Genomic DNA, 18,407 nt, shown 5'->3' on the forward strand with positions numbered 1-18,407 from the left:
AATAGAAACTAAAATGAAAAAACGCAAATTAAGAATAAACGGACATTCGCATTTATTGCCTTATCCAGAGCAAATTCCGCAGTTTATGAAAGACAAAGGGATTTTTTGGGTAGATAAGGATAGAAAATTCATGTTACAAAAAGACTGGAGTCGTCCCGTGACGGATTCTAGTTTCTTTTTAGATGAAAAACTAGCATGGATGGAACATTTTAAAATTGATCATGCAGTCGTTTTGAACCTATCTCAATTATATGGTAATGGACTTCGTTTAGAAGAAATGAAGCAAGCGTTACGTTTTCAAAACGATTTTAATGCACGTGTTCAACATGATAATCCGGGGAAGTTTACTTGTGGTTTTGTGGTGCATCCGGGGTTTGTTCGTGGAGCTTTATGGGAAATAGAGCGGTGTGTTGAGGTGTTAGGGATGCGTTTGTTGTGTTTGCCAACACACTATATGGACACTATTGGTACATGGCGTTGTATTTTTGACGAGGAAAATGAACCTATTTTTGAATTAGCAGATAAGTATAATTTAGCAGTTGAAATTCATCCGTATGACGGGGAGAAATTCATCAAACTACAAAATACAAGTTGGCGCTTTCACTTAATTTGGATGTTGGCACAATGCGCAGATGCCTATCACTTTTTAACGTTAAATGGATATTATGAAAAATATCCTAATATGAGAGTTTGTTTTGCGCATGGAGGTCAGTTAGCACAAATGAATTTAGGGCGTCGTATTCAAGGATTTGATGGAAGACCTGATTTGTTTGAAGGAAAACAACACCCTCGTAAAGCTGTAGGACATAAAAACATCTTCTTTGATACATTGGTTCATGATACTGGTTCTTTGGATTTGTTGATTAAAAATCAAGGATCTAAACAAGTATTAATAGGGCTAGATGATCCGTATCCACTAGGAGAGATGGAGAGTGAAATTCAATCATCATATCCAGGGAAAATTTTAGATTTAGCTATTGATAGAAAGATTATTAATGAGCAAGAGAAAGACGAAATGTGGGAAGATAATGTATTACAGTGGTTGTTTGGAGATGATAAAAAAGCGAAAAAAGATTTAGTATCTAAAATTTTACAATAAATGGCTGAAGTAACACAGTTTCATAACCTATTACATACGTGTATTTCTTTTATTGGAGCTGTGTTATTATTAGCAATCTACTATAATATTACAAAGCGATTTAAAGAAGTTTTAGAAGAAGGAAATTCAATTAAAAGAGTTGATAAAGGCTTGTTGTATTTTAGCTTTGGAATGTTGGTTTGGGTGGTTTCTGGTATTTGGGCACTTTCTGCAAGTTATTTTACTTTTGAAAAAACAACAATTCATCAAGTAGGAATAAACATTCTGTCTACAATAAATAACTTATTTTGGTTAATGGCATTATATTATGTGCACGATGCCCCCCAATTTATTTATAGAAATGAAAAGAATGTAAAAATTATAGCGATTATAATTGTTATTGTGGCTTCCATAACTTTATCATTTTCTTTTTTATATGGTAATGATTTTTATTACGGAATAAAAATAGCAGCACTTCCAGATGTTTTACTAACAACTTTTTTATGTTTTTTAATGGGAGTTTCTTTTTACAAGACTTTTATGCATCGAGACTTAAAGTTGGTAGCTTTTATATCAGTTATAGTAATCTTTTTGTTGTTCGTTTCCCAATTGTCGGACATTTTTATTGGTTTTGATAATGAATTTGCAAATCAATTAATTAGGGTTGTAGCAAAAACATCGTTAGTATCGGTTTTTTTAGTATTGGCAACAAGTTGGGTAATACAACTGGCTCATACACCAAAACCTAATGAAATGAAAATTCAGTTTTTAGACTGGTCACTGATAAAGCTTACCATTCCATCTAAAGGAATAGTCAATGCTAAAGTAGATTTTGGCTCAAAAACAACACAGTATAAAAACCTACTAACATTTGCTTATAGAAGAAAGTTTTTAGAGGCGGAAAAACAATCAATTATAGTTAATTCAGGAGGTGATATAAAAAGTCAAACCTACGTTACACGAATTATAGATAATATAAATTCAATTTTAAACCTAGAAGAAGAAAAATTAGATCGTAAAGATCTAATTACGTTTGTAGGTGAAAGTAAATATCGTTTGCGAATTCTTCCTGAGCATATAATTATTGATGAAGCATTGTTAGAAGAGTACAAACAACAATTATAAATTATTTAGCTCTCCTAATAGCTTTATGAGTTTTCCTTTAGTTTTAGCGTATTCGTACTGGTTTTTAATTTCTTTCAATTTACTTTCTATTAATTTTACTTCTCTATAGTTAATTAAAAAAATAGAGCTTTCTCCTAAAGAAAATTTACGTTCTTCACTCTTTACAATTGTATGATAGTCTTTCACAAGGTTTTTTAAAATATCATTTTGCTTTTTGTATGATGTAATTTCTTGCTTGGTAGCCGTTATTTTGTTTTGTAAAGAAACTTTAGTTGATGCAATTTCAAAGTCGATATCTTGTAGTTTTAGCTTAGCAAGTTTTAAATCTCCTCTAGATTTACGTAAGAATAGAGGAATGCTAACTTGAAGAGAATTTTTATAATTAGCGGTGCTAAAAGCATCAAAATTATCCACTTTTGAAGCAAGGAAGTTATACTGAAAATCTATTTTAGGTAATAAGTTGTTTATTTTTAATTGTTTATCTATTTCTAGGTTTCTTTTCTTTAACTCTAGTAACTTTAACTTAGGATGGTTTTCAAACTCATTATCAAATAAGGTGGTTACAGAAGTATTTAGAATAATATCAATATTAGAAAAAGTGCTACTATCAGGAATTATTTCCTCTTTTATTTCCATAGGAATATTATTGCCTATCCATAAATAATTAGAAAGCTCTAACTTAGATTTAATGTATTTAATATTTGCTTTTTCTAGGTCTAACTTTCTGTTTTTTAAATTGATGTTAGCTTCTAAAGTATCAATAGCTGGTTTATCGCCTGCTGTAAAACTTTTTTTTATGTTCTTTAGTCTGATATCAGCATTGGCATAATAATCTTTATAAATATTATAACTTTGGTAGTACTGTAACCAGTTTAAATAGGTGTTGATGGCTTCAAATAAAATATCGTTAACGAGTAACTGTTGTTCTAGTTTACCTTGCTGTGTGTAGAGTTTAGCTTGTTTTAAAGTAGCTATTCTTTTATTAATGAATAAGTTTTTTGCTAAAGAAACCGATACACCAACATTATATAGTCCTTTTTCTGGAGTATTGTGTTCAGGGTTTAAATATTGACCAGAATTATTCTCATAACTACCTTTTAGCTCTATTCCATACCAAGTCGGAATTTTAAAGGTTGAGTTTAACTTTTTGTAATAGTCTTTACCTTTAAACTCTTTTCTGTCGTAATCTACTTCTATTTTAGGGTCAAAACCACCTCTAGCTTTTAATAATTTAGCCTCATTAGTACTTGTAATAAGTTCCGCTTGTTTAATAACGGGATGGTGTTTCTTTACATAACCTAAATACTCTTCTAAACTAAGTTGAGTACTTAAATTATCCTGTGCTGTAGCTATAAAGCTTAGTAACAAAAAAAGGATGTATAGCCTTTTCATTTAGTTGTCTTTTTAATTATTAGTTAGAGTGATGTTTTAACTTGCTTTAATCTACTAAGAAGTTTATTATTCCTCTTTTTTAGCTTTTTTATCACCTCCTTTGTTATCTGGTTGATAAAAGTTGGGAGGAAAGCTATTAATTTGTCTCCATAACTCAAACCAAATAGGTACATTTTCTAATAAAGCAATAGTTTTTGCACCTGAACCTACTCTAATGGCTTTCGGCCAAGGTTCTTCTTTTTCATTAGGAACAATTAGAACACGGTATTTTCCATTGCTACTAATAAAGTTTTCAATAGCTACAATTTTAGCACCATAAGTTCCGTATGATACATTAGGCCAGCCACTAAAAACCATTGCGGGCCAACCATCAAACTCAACACGTACCTCTTCACCAATATGAATTAGAGGTAAATCTATAGGTTGTATATACATTTCAACAGCTAAATCGTAATTTGCAGGCATAATGTTTACTAATTTTTCACCTTCTTTAAACGTTTCACCAATACCAGATTTTATAGCTTTATTAATGTAACCGTCTTGTGGAGCAGTAATAAATAATAAAGAGCTTCGCTTGTTGTAATTAGCTAAGCTAGTTTCAAGTTTTGAAACTTGAACATCAGCTTCATAAGCACCAGATTGTGCACTATACAAGCTGCTTTCTGTTTTAGATAATTTATCAGCATAAGAAGCTTGTGTACTACTAATAGCTAATTGTGCATTAATAATATTGTTTTTAGAAGTAAAGAATTTGTTTTCTTGAGAAATTAATTTAGCGGATAACTCTTGAAGTTTTGCTCTTTTTTCTTCAACATCCTTTACAGCTTTTAAACCTTCTTTTTCTAAGGTAACAGTTCTATCAAATTGAGTTTGAGCTATTTTTTGCTTAATTTTAATAGCTTCAAAATCAATACTATCACTTTTAGCTTTTAAGTAGGCTTGTTTTAATTTGTTTTTTGCTTGCTCTAGTTTTAATTTACGTTCTCTTTTAATAGCTATAATCTGATTTTGCAAGGCACTAATCTTATTGTTATATGCTTTAGCAGAAAGTGTTTTAGAGTTTAACTGTTTACCAGTTCTTTCGGCAAGCTTAGTATCAAAATAACCACTTTTTATCTCAGAAATTCTTAAAATAGTATCTCCTTTTTTAACAAAATCACCTTCTTGTACAAACCATTCTTCTATACGCCCAGGTATTTGAGATTGTAATGTTTGTGGTCTTTGGTTAGGTTTTAACGTAGTAACAAGCCCTTCGCTAGATACATTTTGTGTCCAGGGTAGAAATAAAATAATTATTAAAATTACAGAAAAAACTAATAAAAAGCTTTTAAATAACTTATGATACTCTTTGTTAAAAATTTCTTTTCCAGATTTGAATTTCGTAATATCTATTTGGTCCGAAACTGTATTTTTTGATATGTTTAACATGATTACTTACGATTTAAAGTTAGTAATACTGCCTTTTTCAAGGGTAATTTGTTTGTTACATTTTTCTTTCCAATGTTCATTACGGCTTACAATAATTAAGCTCCATGGTTGAGAAATATTGGTAATAAAATCGATAATTTTCTTAGCTTCATTTTTTTCAAATTGGTCTAGAGGGTCTTCTAAAATAAGTAGTTTTGGTCTTTTAATAATAGCCCTTGAAAGGATGATTTTTTTTGCTACAGTATAGGCAATAAGTTTTCCTTCAGGTTTTAAATAAGTATCTAAACCTTTAGGTTGCTGCTTTAAAAATTCTGTTAATCCTACAACTTTAAAGATGCTATATATTTCTTCATCAGTTATTGAAGAGTCACCAAAAGTTATATTTTCTCTAATAGTTCCTTTAAAAGGAGTTTCTTCAGAAAGAGACAAGCCTAAGTTAGATCTGTAATTATTAATAAAAATGCCCTTTAAAGATAAATCATTTACAAATATATTACCAGAAGTAGGCTCTATTAAACCAGAGATAAGTTGAATTAAACTAGATTTTCCTGAGTTGCTACTTCCTTGAATTAAAATTCTATCTTGTGTATTAATTTCAAATGAAATTTTATTTATGACAGGTTTTTGTCTATTATTTACAATGTAGGAAACATCTTGAAGTTCAATTTTAAAAGGCTTATCTTTATTAATGTTACTGCCTTTTTGTGGCTCTATAGGTTTGTCAATAACTTCCCCAAGCTTTTCTATAGATGTAAGTACATCATAAAAAGATTCGAGTCCAAGTATTAGTTTCTCTACAGAGTTCATAATTAAAATTATAATAATTTCTGCAGCAACAAATTGACCAATATTCATTTGTTGAGTAAGAACCAAAAAACCACCTATAAGAAGTAACCCAGCAGTAATAATAACTTTAAAACTAATCATTTGAATATATTGCATAACAAGCACTTTAAAATGACTTTCTCTAGATTTTAAATAATTATCTACTAAAATATCGCTTTTTTCAAGGGCTAACCTTGTCTTTCCTGATAATTTGAAACTTATTATAGTTCTAGCTATTTCTTGTAACCAATGAGCAACTTTATACTTGTTTTTAGATTCTTTTAAACTAGTATCTAAACCTTTTTGTGCTGTGTATTTAAATACAACATAAATTAGCAACATAACTAAAAATCCAAAAACAATAAAAAATGGATGATAAAAAGATAATAGTAATAAAGCAAAAACAATTTGTAATATGGCTGATGGAGCATCAATCAATATTTTAGAAATACCTTTTTGAATGGTTAGCGTATCAAAAAAACGATTGGCGAGTTCAGGTGGATAGTAGTTTCTTAATTCTATCATTTTAATTTTAGGAAAACGATAACTAAGTTCTATGGATGCTCTTGTAAAAATTCTTTGTTGTATGGTTTCAATAATTCTAAATTGCATTAGTTTTAATATTCCACTAAAAACAACGCCAGAAGTAACTAAGATGACTAAAACAATCCAGGAAGCTGATACTTGTGCCGCTTGTAACAAGTTTATAATGGCTTGTACTCCCAAGGGTAATGATAGTGCAACAATTCCTTCAAAAATGGCATAATATGCTATTTGTAAGGTGTCTTTTTTTTCTAGATTTATTAATCCTAGAAATCGCTGCCATGGAGTTAGTTTATTTTTCTCTTTCATTAGAAAGTACGTTTAAAGTTAGTTCAATAAAAAAGGAAGTGGTAGTTGTACTTTTATCACAATTAGTTAGTGATTTAAAATGAGATTTTACAAATTGCTGATGTAATATACCTTCAATTATAGTACTTGCAAGTGTTAATGGATGTTTATAATTATTGTTATAATTACTAATTATTTTAGCAAAACGTTTTACTACTTCTTTGTACAATTTAAAAAAACCTTCTTTATTTTCTGTATCTACTTCTTTAGTAGAGTATGATTTTGAGTTCTCGTTAATTACAATTAAGTTAAGTAATGCCTCATTAATATGTGAAAAATTATTGTCTTTCTCAGCTTTTCTAGCTAGAACTTCTATGGCTTTAATTAATTTCTCTTTTGGGTTACTAATACTGTAAGTTTCGATTACCAATAAATATTGAATCCACCCCCAATACCAAGAAGTTAAGTAAACTAAGAGTTTATGTTTACTTTCAAAGTAACGATAAATAGAACTTTCGTTAGAGCCTATTAGCTTTCCTAGTTTTTTAAAATTAAAATTCTCAAAACCAATTTCTTCAATAAGTATAATACTGTTTTCTATTATTCTTTTACCCAAATCAGAGGTTTCAGGGTCTTTGATGTATATTCCTGAAGGGATCTCTATTTTTAAATTTGATAGTAAATTTTTCATAAATAAAAATTAATAGCGCAAATATAATAGTAAAACTATCAAATAAGCGTTTATAGATATTAATAAGATGTTAATTTTTTGGTTACAAAAACTTACAAAAGCTTATTTTTTACTACAATTAACTACATACCTTTAGGTTTTAGATGTCGAAAAATATATTCGTATAAACTTAAAATTTATGGAATATATGAATTCAAGAACTGATGTTTTAGGGCATCCAAGGGGACTTTTATACTTATTTTTTGCTGAATTATGGGAACGCTTTTCTTTTTATGGAATGCGAGCTTTATTGGTGTTGTATATGACAAAACATTTGCTTTTTTCTGATGAAATGTCTTTTGGTGTGTATGCAGCATATATGTCGTTAGTGTATGTGACTCCTATGATAGGAGGTATGCTTGCTGATAAAATATTAGGATTTAGAAAAGCAATTGTTTTAGGAGGTGTGTTAATGGCGTTAGGACATTTCTTTTTGACATTTGAACATCCGATATTTTTTTATGGTTCGTTATCTTTAATTATCGTTGGAAACGGTTTTTTTAAACCCAATATATCTTCGTTTGTTGGAAAGTTATATGCTGATGGAGATAATAGGAGAGATGCAGGATTTACCATATTTTATATGGGAATTAATATTGGTGGAGCAGTAGCTCCATTATTATGTGCTTGGTTAGCTGAATTATATGGTTGGCATTATGGGTTTGTTTTGGCTGGAATAGGAATGTTGTTAGGCTTGTTAGTTTTTAAAGGTGGACTTAAGAAAAATGTTTTTGAAGATAAAGGCTTAGTACCAAATCAAGAATTATTTGATGAGAAACAATTTGGAGTAAAAATAGGAAACTTAATAACAATTGCAGCACTTTTGTCTGTTCCTGTATTTGCATTGATAGTTTATTACCATGAGTTTGAGCATTACTTGGTTTGGGTAGTTTCGTTATTTCTGATATTGTTTTTAATTAAGATTTTACGAACTGTGACTTCAAAAGAGCGTAAAAAACTTTCTGTAGCTATATTTTTTACCGTTTTGTATACGTTGTTTGCAGCAATTTTTGAACAAGCAGGTAGTTCACTGACTTTATTTGCAGATAGAAATGTCAACTTAGTAGGAATAAATGCAGCTCAAACAAATAGTATTAATTCTACTTTTATAATTCTAATGGCAATCCCATTTTCAATGCTTTGGGGGTATTTGCATAAAATACATAAGAATCCAAACTCTGTTGTGAAATTTGGATTAGGATTATTGTTTTTAGGAGTAGGTTTTATAACTTTTAGCTTGTCAGGTTATCAAGTTGATGAATTAGCTAAAACTCCAATGATGTATTTGATTTTAGGGTACTTTATACTAACAACAGGAGAACTGTTTTTATCTCCTATTGGATTATCTAAAATGACAGAGTTATCTCCAGTAAAGTATATTGCTTTTATAATGGGCGTATGGTTTTCAGCAAACTTTTATGGTCATTTTTTTGCAGGTAAAATAGCCAATTTAACAACAGTTGTTAACGGTAGTTTAGGAGTATTTTCTAAGGGCTTTTTTGGAAAAGTAACTGAATTATTAACCGGTTTATCATCCACAACCGTTATGGGGCAACCTGAGGTTTTTCACCAATTGTACTCATATGTTTCTGTGTATGCCAACCTAGGAGTAATATCAGTAATAATAGGTTTATTAGTCATTGCTTTTTATAAGCCTGTAAAAAAATGGATGTTTGAAGTACATTAAAACTAAAAAAGCCTCAGAAATTACTCTGAGGCTTTCAAATATATGTTTAATCGGTTTTTATTTAAAAACAGATGTAATATTTAAAGCAACTTCATCCCAAGTTTTAGAAACACCATCAGCACCTTTATGTAAGTCTTTACATGCAGTATTTAAAGACTCTAATGCTTTATTAGCTTGCCAGTCTGTAATTTTCATAGTTGCATTTAAACTAAACTTTTTTCCGTTTAATGTGTAGTTAAAAGGAAGTTTTTTACTAACACCATTCATGGTAATATTAGCATAACCAATAGAGTCATTTTCTAGAACTAATTTTCCAGAAAGTAATTCAGTTTTATCCATTACTCCAAAGAAAAACTTTTTAATTTTAAAGTCTCTACTAGTGTCTTTTGTGAAAATACTAATTACAGGAATAGAAAATTCAGCATTATTTATAGCGTCTTTAGCTGTGTTAGCTTCACCACCAGCGGTAATGTTTACTTTTTTAAATTCTCCATTCACTGGTATTTTCTCAGTAGTTTTGTAAGCTGTCCAGTTTATAACATTGTCAGCATCTTGTAATACGAATGCAGCCTTGTTTTCTACTTTAATTTCCTTATTTGTAGTTTTTGTTTCTTTTTTTGCTTCAGATTTACAAGATGTCATTTGAAAAGCTGTAAAACAAATAACTAAAGAATAAATGATTTTTTTCATGAGGTTTATTTTATAATTGAGTTTACTAGTTTAATGTATTCTTTTTTTGCTTCTGACTCACTCATACCTCTAAGCTGCATCCAAGCATTAAATTTAAAGGCATTTCGTAAGTCACTATTATCATTAAATGTAAACCTGTCTCCTTTTACAGCTTGTTTATAGTAAGCATATAAACGTAGCATAACATCAGGAGGAAGCTTTTCCTCTAGTTTAGATGCTTTTTGATAAGCTTCTTTAAACTTTAAATCTAAATCATCTTTCATAATTGAGGTTTGTGCCTATAGATAGTTTACATTATGTAATGAATGTACAAATATACGAAGGGAGCAAGGAAAAACAAGCTGTCTAGCCTATCTAATAAGCCTCCATGACCTGGCATAATTGTACCACTATCTTTCACGTTAGCTTGTCTTTTAAACTTAGATTCTACTAAATCCCCTAAAGAACCAAAAATAGCAACTATGATAGCAATGACTATCCAGTTTAAGATAGAAAAAATTCCAGAGTATTGACCAATAGCAAAACCTGCAATTATTGAAAATAATAAACCGCCTATAAACCCTTCAATTGTTTTTTTAGGAGATACTTTTTCAAATAATTTTCGTTTTCCAAAATTTTTCCCCACTAAAAAGGCAAAACTATCATTAGTCCAAATAATAAATATTATATAAATAACTATGTTTGGATGATAAGAACCATTAATGAAAGGAAGGTTCATTAAGAAGTAAAATGGTAATACTAAATATATAACTTGTAAAAAAAGTTTTTTAGCTAAAGTATCTGTTTTAATTAGTTTGGAGCTAATAAGTAAATAAATCAAAGCAGTAGATCCAACTATAGTAATGCCAAATAAAAAATCAGTGTACTTAAAAGTTGTATTCTTAAAAGTTAAATAAACAACACTAGCTAAAAGTATATATGGAATTATATTTTTTGTTTGTATAATTTTAGAAAGTTCCCAAATACAAACAGTAGCAAACAAAGCAAGTAATCCTATGTATGTTTCTGCAGAAAAAAGAATAGCAGAAATAAATAGAATAGCATAAACAAGTGCGGAAAGACTTCTTACAAAAAGGTTAGACATATTTTAAAGGTCTTCAAAGAGCAGCAAATATAAATCTTTTGTGTTATTATTACCATAACTCAAAAAATTATCATCCTCAACTTCAAATTTATAATTCTTAACAGAACTAATATTTGTTGGAATATTACCGCTAAAATGTGTTTTAATACCTGTTAATCCTTCTCCAGTGTTTTTTACAAGCTGGCTCGTAGTTGCATAAACTATAAAATGTTTAGAAAGAGAAGCTATTTTATGACTGCCTAATTGATTGGATGAAAATAAAATTTCTCCTTTATCGGCAATTAAATGTTCACAAGAAGTAAAAAAAGGTACAGATTCTGAGGAATGGTTTTGTACAGAAATATCAATTTTTTCAGTAATCTTTAATAAATCAAAATCGGTACAAGTAATTTTGCGCCAATTATTTTCTTGTAAGATGTTCTTTAAATTATTACTTACTTCGTTTATTGATGTACAGTATAAAAATTTTCCTCCTTTATTAATAAAATGATGAACAAAAGAATCATCTAAAGACAAATAAACTTCTTGTTCGTTGGCTTTTTTTTCTTTAGATGATTCTTGATATATTTTAAATATTTTTTTGAAAAAATTCATTAAAATAAAAACTATTCTTCTGTTGTAATTTGAGGTTTTTCTTCTTTTCCAAAAGGTCTGTCTCCAAATATTTTTACTAAATCGTCTTTAAATATAACTTCTTTTTCAAGTAATAAATCAGCTAATTCAGTTAATTTATCTCTGTTTTGATCTAGTATGTCAACAGCTCTTTTGTATTGATTCTCTATTATTTCAGAGATTTCTTCATCAATTTTTTGTGCAGTTGCTTCACTGTATGGTTTTACAAATGAATCATTACCTGAAGAATCATAGTAAGTAACGTTTCCTACTTTATCATTTAAGCCATAAACAGTAACCATAGCTCGAGCTTGTTTAGTAACCTTTTCTAAATCACTTAACGCTCCAGTTGAGATTTTATTAAAAATTAGTTTTTCAGCTGCTCTACCTCCCATAGTAGCACACATCTCATCAAGCATTTGTTCTGTTTGAACAATTTTTCTCTCTTCAGGAAGGTACCAAGCAGCTCCTAACGATTGACCACGAGGAACAATAGTTACTTTTACTAAAGGGGCAGCATGTTCTAACATCCAACTAACAGTTGCGTGACCAGCTTCATGAAAAGCAATTACTTTCTTTTCTTTAGGAGTAATAACCTTATTTTTCTTTTCTAATCCACCTACGATTCTATCAACAGCATCTAAAAAGTCTTGATGTTCAATAGCTTCTTTACCTTTTCTAGCAGCAATTAAAGCGGCTTCATTACACAAGTTAGCGATATCTGCACCTGAGAATCCAGGTGTTTGTTGTGCTAAAAATTCTAAATCGGCATTAGCAGCTAATTTCAAAGGTTTAATGTGAACCTCAAAAATTTCTCTACGTTCGTGTAAGTCTGGTAAGTCAACATAAATTTGACGATCAAAACGACCAGCACGCATCAAAGCTTTGTCTAATACATCAGCGCGGTTGGTAGCAGCTAATACAATTACATTAGTATCAGTACCAAAACCATCCATTTCAGTTAATAATTGGTTTAAGGTATTCTCACGTTCGTCATTACCACCAGTCATACTGTTCTTTCCTCTAGCACGTCCAATAGCATCAATTTCATCAATAAAAATGATAGAAGGAGATTTTTGTTGTGCTTGTTTAAATAAGTCACGTACACGTGAGGCACCAACACCAACAAACATTTCAACAAAATCTGAACCAGATAAAGAGAAAAAAGGAACTCCAGCTTCACCAGCTACAGCTTTTGCTAATAAGGTTTTACCTGTACCAGGAGGTCCTACTAATAAAGCTCCTTTAGGAATTTTACCTCCTAATTTGGTGTATTTTTCAGGGCTCTTTAAGAAGTCTACAATTTCTTGAACTTCTTCTTTAGCACCTTCTAAGCCAGCTACATTTTTAAAAGTAGTTTTAACTTTAGTGTTTTCATCAAAAAGTTTAGCTTTAGATTTACCAATGTTAAAAATTTGTCCTCCAGCACCACCGCCTCCAGCAGCTCCAGACATTCTTCTCATAAAGAATAGCCAAATAACAATCAATAAAATAAAAGGAAGGAAGCTAATAATGGTATCCATCATGCTAGTCCTTTCAACATTAACTTTATCGAAGTCAAGATTTTTATCCTCTTTTTCTTTGTTAATTTCATTTTCAAAATTTTGTAAATCACCAAAGTTGTAAGTGTAAAGAGGAGATCCTTTTCTGTAAAATGGAGAATCTGCTAGTTTTTTATGCTCTTCTTTTTTCTCAGCTTCAGGCTTTAAAAATATTTGAGCAACATTATTGTTTTCTACAACGATTTCTTTAATATCGTTTGCTTGAAGAATTTTAGTAAACTCGTTTTTTGTAATATTACGAGAACCTAAATTACCAGAATTAAAAAAGCTTAATCCTAGTAGGATAACTATTATTGGTATGTATAGCCAAAATGAATTAAAACTAAATTTTGGCGCATTTTTTTTATTATCACTCATAAAAAGGTGTATAAAATGTTAGCAATTATGCTGGGTTGATTTCTGTAATTTTTGCATCTCCCCAAAGGCTTTCAATATCGTAAAATTCACGAACTTGTTTTTGAAAGATGTGTACAACAACATTTACGTAATCCATAAGAACCCATTCAGAGTTTCCTTGCCCTTCAATGTGCCAAGGTTTATCTTTTAGTTCTTTACTTACTATTTTTTGTACAGAGCCGGAAATGGCATTAACTTGTGTGTTCGAATTAGCAGAACAAACTACAAAATAATCACAAACAGTGTTTTCTATCTCTCTTAGATCTAGTAATTGGATATCTTCTCCTTTTACATCATCAATCCCTTTAATAATCACAGCTAAAAGATCGTCTGTGTTTGTTTGTTTTATTGTCATTAAAAAAAATTAAGTTTTAGCAAAGTTATTATTTTTTTGCGAGTAATTTATGTAATATTGATACTTGTTTTACACGCTAAATTCATATGAAAATAATCAAACTTAATGCCATCGACTCTACCAACAGTTTTTTAAAGAATATGGTGTCAAAAGTGGTAGTTGATGATTTTACGGTGGTAGTCGCAAAAACACAAACTAAAGGTAGAGGTCAAATGAACTCTGAATGGGTTGTTGAAGAGGGAAAAAACCTTACTTTTAGTGTGTTTTCAAGGTTTGTAGGGTTAAATATTCGAGAGCACAAGTACTTAAATTTTAGTGTTTCATTAAGTGTTTTTCAAGCTTTAAAAGCATTAGGAATACCAAACTTGTCGGTAAAATGGCCAAACGACATTCTGTCAGGAAATAAAAAAATAGTGGGTATATTAATTGAAAATACTCTTAAAGGGAATGATTTAGTGTCTTCTGTAATTGGTATAGGGGTCAATGTAAATCAAGCATTATTTCCCGAAAATTTACCAAATGCGTCTTCTATAAAAATGATTCTAGGAAAAGAGTTTGATTTAGAAATGTTGCTAGAAAGCATTTTAATGAAGCTAAAAGATTATTTTAATCTCTTAGAAAAAAAAGAATATGACTTACTAGAAAAGGCTTACTTAAAAGTATTGTATAAAAAAAATGTTCCAACAATGTTTAAAAATAGTCAGAACACTTTATTTATGGGGAAAATTATTGGAGTTTCAAAAAGTGGAAACCTCCAAATAGAATTAGAAAATGAAACGATTCAAGAATTTGGTTTGAAAGAAGTTTCGTTTGCCATTTTATAGCTTTTCTAAATTTTCAGTTAGCGTACCAATAAACTTTGTTAATGGTGCTTTAACCATCATAGCCATCATAGCATTAAATTCGCCATTAAACTTTAAAGTAACTTTACTTTCACTATCGTTAATTTCATTAATATCAGCAGCTAATGTAAAAGGTAGTTTACTGCTTGCAGCACCTAAAGTAACATTAGAATATTCTGTTTTTTCTTTCATGATTAAGCGAATTTCTGGCATACCTTTTAAACCAAAAATAAAGCTGTCACCATCAACCTCGAATTTTTGAGTGTTTTCAGGCATTAGTTGTTCAAAGTTTTCTAATTTAGTTAGAAACTCAAATAAATCTTTAGATGATTTTTTTACAGTAACTGTATTTCCTTCTATATTCATTGTTGTGCTGTTATTTATTGTTTTGATTCCATTCACTAGGAGCAATTCTCCAATCTTCTAATGTTCGAAGTTCTTCACTAGTAATATATTTACTATCTAAGGCTTGTTCTAATAAATGTTCATAATTACTCAAAGTAGTAAGTTCTACTTTATCATTTTTAAAATTCTCAGTGGCAATATTAAATCCGTAAGAAAAAATAGCTATCATTCCTTTTACATTGGTATGTGCTTCTTTAAGTGCTTTTACAGCATTTAAACTACTTTTTCCTGTACTAATTAAATCCTCAATCACTACAACGTTTTGACCACTTTCTATATGTCCTTCAATTTGATTTTGTCTACCATGTTTTTTGGGTTCTGGTCTAACGTACACAAAAGGTACTCCAAGTTCTTGAGCAACTAATATACCAATAGCAATAGCACCAGTAGCAACACCTGCAATAACATCAGGTTTACCGTGTTTTTCTTCTACCAGTTTAGCAATTTCTTGTTTTAAAAAGTTTCTAACAGGAGGGTATGATAGCGTGATTCTATTATCACAGTAAATAGGTGATTTCCAGCCAGAAGCCCATGTGAAAGGTTCTTGGGGACTTAATTTTATAGCCTTAATTTGCAAAAGAAGCTCGGCAGTTTTTTTTGCTGTATCTTTGTTAAAATCCATAGCGCAAATGTATAAAGTTTTTGTTAATGATAAACCAATAATCTTTACAACTTCATTTAAAAATGAAGAAGATTTTCCAGTTTATATTTACAAAAATACAATTATTCAAGAACTTATTTATAAGTTAAAAGTAGGTAAGTTAAACGGTTTTTATATCTATTCTAATAATTTAATTGAAGATTGGAAAGATTTTAAGGTTAAATTTAAAGTAATAATTGCTGCTGGAGGTTTGGTTTTAAACGGAAGTAAAAAAGTATTGTTTATTTACAGAGGAAATAAATGGGATTTACCCAAAGGACGTGTTGAGGAAGGAGAGAACTTAATGGAAGCAGCAATAAGAGAAGTGGAAGAAGAATGTGGTATTGAAAAACTAATTATTAATAAAGAACTCCTTATTACATACCATTTGTTTATACAACAAAATGAATATCGATTAAAAGAAACACACTGGTATTTAATGTTTTCTAATTATGAAGGAAGTTTAACCCCTCAATTAGAAGAAGGTATTACAAAAGCAGAGTTTAAAAATAAAAAAGAAACAATTGAAGCATTACAGAATACATTTGCTAATATAGTAATGGTCTATGAATCTTATTTAGATAACATCGATTAATGACACTCTGTCATAAAAAATGATTGGTTTTGTGTCTTTTTCTGTCAAAATACAAATAAAAAACCAATGGCATACACTTTGACTAATACTATTCGTAAAATTGAATTTAAAACTTAAAAAAAGATAAATAAAGATTATGAGTAAAATTATAGGTATAGATTTAGGTACTACGAACTCATGTGTGTCTGTGATGGAAGGTAATGAGCCTGTAGTAATTCCAAATGCAGAAGGAAAAAGAACAACCCCTTCTATAGTTGCATTTGTAGAAGGAGGTGAACGTAAAGTAGGAGATCCTGCAAAGCGTCAAGCAGTAACAAACCCAACTAAAACAGTTTATTCTATTAAACGTTTTATGGGGAATAAATATTCTGAGTCTCAAAGAGAAGCAGAAAGAGTTCCTTATGAGGTAGCAAAAGGTGATAACGATACACCAAGAGTTAAAATTGATGATCGTATGTATACACCTCAGGAAATTTCTGCAATGATATTACAGAAAATGAAGAAAACTGCTGAAGACTACTTAGGTCAAGGAGTTTCTGAAGCTGTAATTACTGTACCAGCATATTTTAACGATGCTCAACGTCAGGCAACTAAAGAAGCAGGAGAGATTGCAGGACTAAAGGTTCGTCGTATTATTAACGAGCCTACAGCTGCAGCTTTAGCTTATGGATTAGATAAAGCAAATGATGATAAGAAAATTGTAGTATTTGACTTTGGTGGAGGTACACATGATGTTTCTATCTTAGAATTAGGAGATGGAGTATTTGAAGTATTAGCTACTGATGGAGATACGCACCTAGGAGGTGATGATGTAGATGAAAAAATCATTAACTGGTTAGCAGATGAGTTTAATGCTGAAGAAAATATGGATTTACGTAAAGATCCTATGGCATTACAACGTTTAAAAGAAGCTGCTGAAAAAGCGAAGATAGAATTATCAAGCACAACTTCTACAGAAATTAACTTACCATATATCACTGCTACAGCTAGTGGACCAAAGCACTTGGTAAGAACGTTAAGTAGAGCTAAGTTTGAGCAATTAATTGACGATTTAGTAAAAAGAACTATCGAGCCTTGTCAAACAGCGTTAAAAAATGCTGATTTATCAACTTCTGATATCGATGAGATTATCTTAGTAGGAGGTTCAACTCGTATTCCTGCAATTCAAGAAGCAGTTGAGAAGTTCTTCGGAAAAGCGCCAAGTAAAGGAGTAAATCCAGACGAAGTTGTATCGTTAGGAGCAGCAATTCAAGGAGGAGTGTTAACTGGTGATGTAAAAGACGTATTATTATTAGATGTAACACCATTATCATTAGGAATTGAAACAATGGGTAATGTATTTACAAAGTTAATCGATGCAAATACAACCATTCCAACTAAAAAGTCGCAAGTATTCTCTACAGCAGTAGATAACCAACCATCGGTAGATATTCACGTATTACAAGGTGAAAGAGCGATGGCAGCAGACAATAAAACAATTGGTCGTTTCCAATTAACAGATATTCCACCAGCACCAAGAGGAGTTCCTCAAATTGAAGTAACTTTTGATATTGATGCAAACGGAATCATCAACGTATCTGCAGCGGATAAAGCAACAGGTAAATCTCAAAACATCCGTATCGAAGCTTCTTCTGGATTAACAGATGAAGAAATTCAAAAGATGAAAGCAGATGCAGAAGCAAATGCAGATGCAGATGCAAAGGCTAAAGAAACTGCAGATAAAATTAACGGAGCAGATTCTATGATTTTCCAAACTGAAAAGCAATTAAAAGAGTTTGGTGATAAATTATCAGCAGATAAGAAAGAACCAATCGAGGCTGCTTTAGAAGAGTTAAAGAAAGCACACGAATCTAAAGACCTTGCTGCTATCGATGCTGCAATGGAAAAGATTAACGAAGCTTGGAAAGTTGCTTCTGAAGAGATGTATAAAGCACAACAAGATGCACAAGCAAATGGAGCTGGTGCGCAAGGAAGTGCAGATGCAGGAGCTTCAGCTGAAGGAGGAGATAATGTAGAAGATGTAGATTTTGAAGAAGTAAAATAAATTTGATTGTATTATCCTAAAAAGCATTACAAGTTTTATTAGGACTGTAGATGTAAAAAAGCTCGTCATTTGACGGGCTTTTTTGT

Annotated in this window: 18 protein-coding genes; 6 read left to right on the plus strand and 12 right to left on the minus strand. The window is 30.5% G+C overall.

All coding sequences use genetic code 11. The features are described 5' to 3' along the window. The first annotated feature begins 13 nt into the window (after positions 1-13). Both ABHQ57_RS07090 and ABHQ57_RS07095 read left to right on the plus strand, forming a co-directional pair. On the plus strand, positions 14-1,099 hold the full coding sequence (locus tag ABHQ57_RS07090; RefSeq protein ID WP_047789335.1) for an amidohydrolase family protein: 1,086 nt from the start codon (positions 14-16) through the stop codon (positions 1,097-1,099). Continuing rightward, on the plus strand, positions 1,100-2,203 hold the full coding sequence (locus ABHQ57_RS07095; protein ID WP_047789334.1) for a hypothetical protein: 1,104 nt from the start codon (positions 1,100-1,102) through the stop codon (positions 2,201-2,203). It abuts the gene before it with no gap. On the opposite strand, the gene ABHQ57_RS07100 is transcribed toward ABHQ57_RS07095, so the two are convergent. From ABHQ57_RS07100 to ABHQ57_RS07115, 4 genes are all read right to left on the minus strand, one after another. Next, positions 2,198-3,595, minus strand: coding sequence for a TolC family protein (locus ABHQ57_RS07100; RefSeq protein WP_167713485.1), 1,398 nt, complete (start codon positions 3,593-3,595; stop codon positions 2,198-2,200). The genes ABHQ57_RS07095 and ABHQ57_RS07100 overlap by 6 nt on opposite strands. A gap of 66 nt (positions 3,596-3,661) precedes the next feature. Beyond that, positions 3,662-5,023 carry an HlyD family secretion protein gene (locus ABHQ57_RS07105; RefSeq protein WP_047789332.1) on the minus strand — a complete coding sequence of 454 codons (1,362 nt, stop codon included), beginning with the start codon at positions 5,021-5,023 and terminating at the stop codon, positions 3,662-3,664. 6 nt (positions 5,024-5,029) lie between these two features. Continuing rightward, complete coding sequence (locus ABHQ57_RS07110) at positions 5,030-6,700, minus strand: peptidase domain-containing ABC transporter (RefSeq protein WP_047789331.1); 1,671 nt, start codon at positions 6,698-6,700, stop codon at positions 5,030-5,032. Next, positions 6,684-7,370, minus strand: coding sequence for a TetR/AcrR family transcriptional regulator (locus ABHQ57_RS07115; RefSeq protein WP_159492508.1), 687 nt, complete (start codon positions 7,368-7,370; stop codon positions 6,684-6,686). The genes ABHQ57_RS07110 and ABHQ57_RS07115 overlap by 17 nt, the downstream gene beginning before the upstream one ends. A gap of 187 nt (positions 7,371-7,557) precedes the next feature. Here ABHQ57_RS07115 and ABHQ57_RS07120 point away from each other — a divergent pair, with 187 nt between their 5' ends. Next, positions 7,558-9,096 carry a peptide MFS transporter gene (locus ABHQ57_RS07120; RefSeq protein ID WP_167713486.1) on the plus strand — a complete coding sequence of 513 codons (1,539 nt, stop codon included), beginning with the start codon at positions 7,558-7,560 and terminating at the stop codon, positions 9,094-9,096. A 57-nt stretch (positions 9,097-9,153) separates the two neighbouring features. Here the strand turns inward: ABHQ57_RS07120 and ABHQ57_RS07125 are convergent, their stop codons facing one another. Genes ABHQ57_RS07125 through rsfS form a run of 6 tightly spaced genes read right to left on the minus strand, consistent with a single transcriptional unit; the run spans position 9,154 to position 13,795 of the window. Further along, complete coding sequence (locus ABHQ57_RS07125) at positions 9,154-9,786, minus strand: YceI family protein (protein ID WP_389863003.1); 633 nt, start codon at positions 9,784-9,786, stop codon at positions 9,154-9,156. Positions 9,787-9,791: 5 nt separating this feature from the next. Then, positions 9,792-10,049 carry an acyl-CoA-binding protein gene (locus tag ABHQ57_RS07130; RefSeq protein ID WP_047789327.1) on the minus strand — a complete coding sequence of 86 codons (258 nt, stop codon included), beginning with the start codon at positions 10,047-10,049 and terminating at the stop codon, positions 9,792-9,794. Between the two features lie 26 nt (positions 10,050-10,075). Further along, the gene (locus tag ABHQ57_RS07135; RefSeq protein ID WP_047789326.1) at positions 10,076-10,870 is read right to left on the minus strand and encodes a phosphatidate cytidylyltransferase; all 795 of its coding nucleotides are present in this window, start codon (positions 10,868-10,870) and stop codon (positions 10,076-10,078) included. 3 nt (positions 10,871-10,873) lie between these two features. Then, positions 10,874-11,464 carry a hypothetical protein gene (locus ABHQ57_RS07140; protein WP_047789325.1) on the minus strand — a complete coding sequence of 197 codons (591 nt, stop codon included), beginning with the start codon at positions 11,462-11,464 and terminating at the stop codon, positions 10,874-10,876. A gap of 11 nt (positions 11,465-11,475) precedes the next feature. Next, positions 11,476-13,401, minus strand: a complete 1,926-nt coding sequence (gene ftsH, locus ABHQ57_RS07145; RefSeq protein WP_047789324.1) for an ATP-dependent zinc metalloprotease FtsH — start codon at positions 13,399-13,401, stop codon at positions 11,476-11,478. Positions 13,402-13,426: 25 nt separating this feature from the next. Further along, positions 13,427-13,795 (minus strand): ribosome silencing factor, encoded by a 369-nt coding sequence (gene rsfS, locus ABHQ57_RS07150; protein WP_047789323.1) that lies wholly within the window; start codon positions 13,793-13,795, stop codon positions 13,427-13,429. A gap of 86 nt (positions 13,796-13,881) precedes the next feature. Here rsfS and ABHQ57_RS07155 point away from each other — a divergent pair, with 86 nt between their 5' ends. After that, entirely contained in the window at positions 13,882-14,619 is a 738-nt protein-coding gene (locus ABHQ57_RS07155) for a biotin--[acetyl-CoA-carboxylase] ligase (RefSeq protein WP_167713488.1), read from the plus strand. Here the strand turns inward: ABHQ57_RS07155 and ABHQ57_RS07160 are convergent. Then, positions 14,614-15,003 carry an orotate phosphoribosyltransferase gene (locus tag ABHQ57_RS07160; RefSeq protein ID WP_047789390.1) on the minus strand — a complete coding sequence of 130 codons (390 nt, stop codon included), beginning with the start codon at positions 15,001-15,003 and terminating at the stop codon, positions 14,614-14,616. The genes ABHQ57_RS07155 and ABHQ57_RS07160 overlap by 6 nt on opposite strands. A gap of 10 nt (positions 15,004-15,013) precedes the next feature. Next, entirely contained in the window at positions 15,014-15,664 is a 651-nt protein-coding gene (gene pyrE / locus ABHQ57_RS07165; RefSeq protein ID WP_047789321.1) for an orotate phosphoribosyltransferase, read from the minus strand. A 7-nt stretch (positions 15,665-15,671) separates the two neighbouring features. Between pyrE and ABHQ57_RS07170 the strand changes: the two genes are divergently transcribed. Both ABHQ57_RS07170 and dnaK read left to right on the plus strand, forming a co-directional pair. Continuing rightward, positions 15,672-16,277: an NUDIX hydrolase gene (locus ABHQ57_RS07170; RefSeq protein WP_159492505.1), complete on the plus strand. Its 606-nt coding sequence runs from the start codon at positions 15,672-15,674 to the stop codon at positions 16,275-16,277. Between the two features lie 136 nt (positions 16,278-16,413). Continuing rightward, on the plus strand, positions 16,414-18,321 hold the full coding sequence (gene dnaK / locus ABHQ57_RS07175; protein WP_047789320.1) for a molecular chaperone DnaK: 1,908 nt from the start codon (positions 16,414-16,416) through the stop codon (positions 18,319-18,321). The last annotated feature ends 86 nt before the right edge of the window (positions 18,322-18,407 follow it).

This window comes from Tenacibaculum sp. ZH5_bin.1 (assembly GCF_042865525.1).
Lineage (GTDB): Bacteria > Bacteroidota > Bacteroidia > Flavobacteriales > Flavobacteriaceae > Polaribacter > Polaribacter mesophilus.

What these genes read in the sequence shown, in the direction of transcription:
- ABHQ57_RS07090 (WP_047789335.1), top strand. Translation starts at nt 14, where the DNA reads ATGAAAAAACGCAAATTAAGAATAAACGGACATTCGCATTTATTGCCT.
- ABHQ57_RS07095 (WP_047789334.1), top strand. Translation starts at nt 1,100, where the DNA reads ATGGCTGAAGTAACACAGTTTCATAACCTATTACATACGTGTATTTCT.
- ABHQ57_RS07100 (WP_167713485.1), bottom strand. Translation starts at nt 3,595, where the DNA reads ATGAAAAGGCTATACATCCTTTTTTTGTTACTAAGCTTTATAGCTACA.
- ABHQ57_RS07105 (WP_047789332.1), bottom strand. Translation starts at nt 5,023, where the DNA reads ATGTTAAACATATCAAAAAATACAGTTTCGGACCAAATAGATATTACG.
- ABHQ57_RS07110 (WP_047789331.1), bottom strand. Translation starts at nt 6,700, where the DNA reads ATGAAAGAGAAAAATAAACTAACTCCATGGCAGCGATTTCTAGGATTA.
- ABHQ57_RS07115 (WP_159492508.1), bottom strand. Translation starts at nt 7,370, where the DNA reads ATGAAAAATTTACTATCAAATTTAAAAATAGAGATCCCTTCAGGAATA.
- ABHQ57_RS07120 (WP_167713486.1), top strand. Translation starts at nt 7,558, where the DNA reads ATGAATTCAAGAACTGATGTTTTAGGGCATCCAAGGGGACTTTTATAC.
- ABHQ57_RS07125 (WP_389863003.1), bottom strand. Translation starts at nt 9,786, where the DNA reads ATGAAAAAAATCATTTATTCTTTAGTTATTTGTTTTACAGCTTTTCAA.
- ABHQ57_RS07130 (WP_047789327.1), bottom strand. Translation starts at nt 10,049, where the DNA reads ATGAAAGATGATTTAGATTTAAAGTTTAAAGAAGCTTATCAAAAAGCA.
- ABHQ57_RS07135 (WP_047789326.1), bottom strand. Translation starts at nt 10,870, where the DNA reads ATGTCTAACCTTTTTGTAAGAAGTCTTTCCGCACTTGTTTATGCTATT.
- ABHQ57_RS07140 (WP_047789325.1), bottom strand. Translation starts at nt 11,464, where the DNA reads ATGAATTTTTTCAAAAAAATATTTAAAATATATCAAGAATCATCTAAA.
- ftsH (WP_047789324.1), bottom strand. Translation starts at nt 13,401, where the DNA reads ATGAGTGATAATAAAAAAAATGCGCCAAAATTTAGTTTTAATTCATTT.
- rsfS (WP_047789323.1), bottom strand. Translation starts at nt 13,795, where the DNA reads ATGACAATAAAACAAACAAACACAGACGATCTTTTAGCTGTGATTATT.
- ABHQ57_RS07155 (WP_167713488.1), top strand. Translation starts at nt 13,882, where the DNA reads ATGAAAATAATCAAACTTAATGCCATCGACTCTACCAACAGTTTTTTA.
- ABHQ57_RS07160 (WP_047789390.1), bottom strand. Translation starts at nt 15,003, where the DNA reads ATGAATATAGAAGGAAATACAGTTACTGTAAAAAAATCATCTAAAGAT.
- pyrE (WP_047789321.1), bottom strand. Translation starts at nt 15,664, where the DNA reads ATGGATTTTAACAAAGATACAGCAAAAAAAACTGCCGAGCTTCTTTTG.
- ABHQ57_RS07170 (WP_159492505.1), top strand. Translation starts at nt 15,672, where the DNA reads ATGTATAAAGTTTTTGTTAATGATAAACCAATAATCTTTACAACTTCA.
- dnaK (WP_047789320.1), top strand. Translation starts at nt 16,414, where the DNA reads ATGAGTAAAATTATAGGTATAGATTTAGGTACTACGAACTCATGTGTG.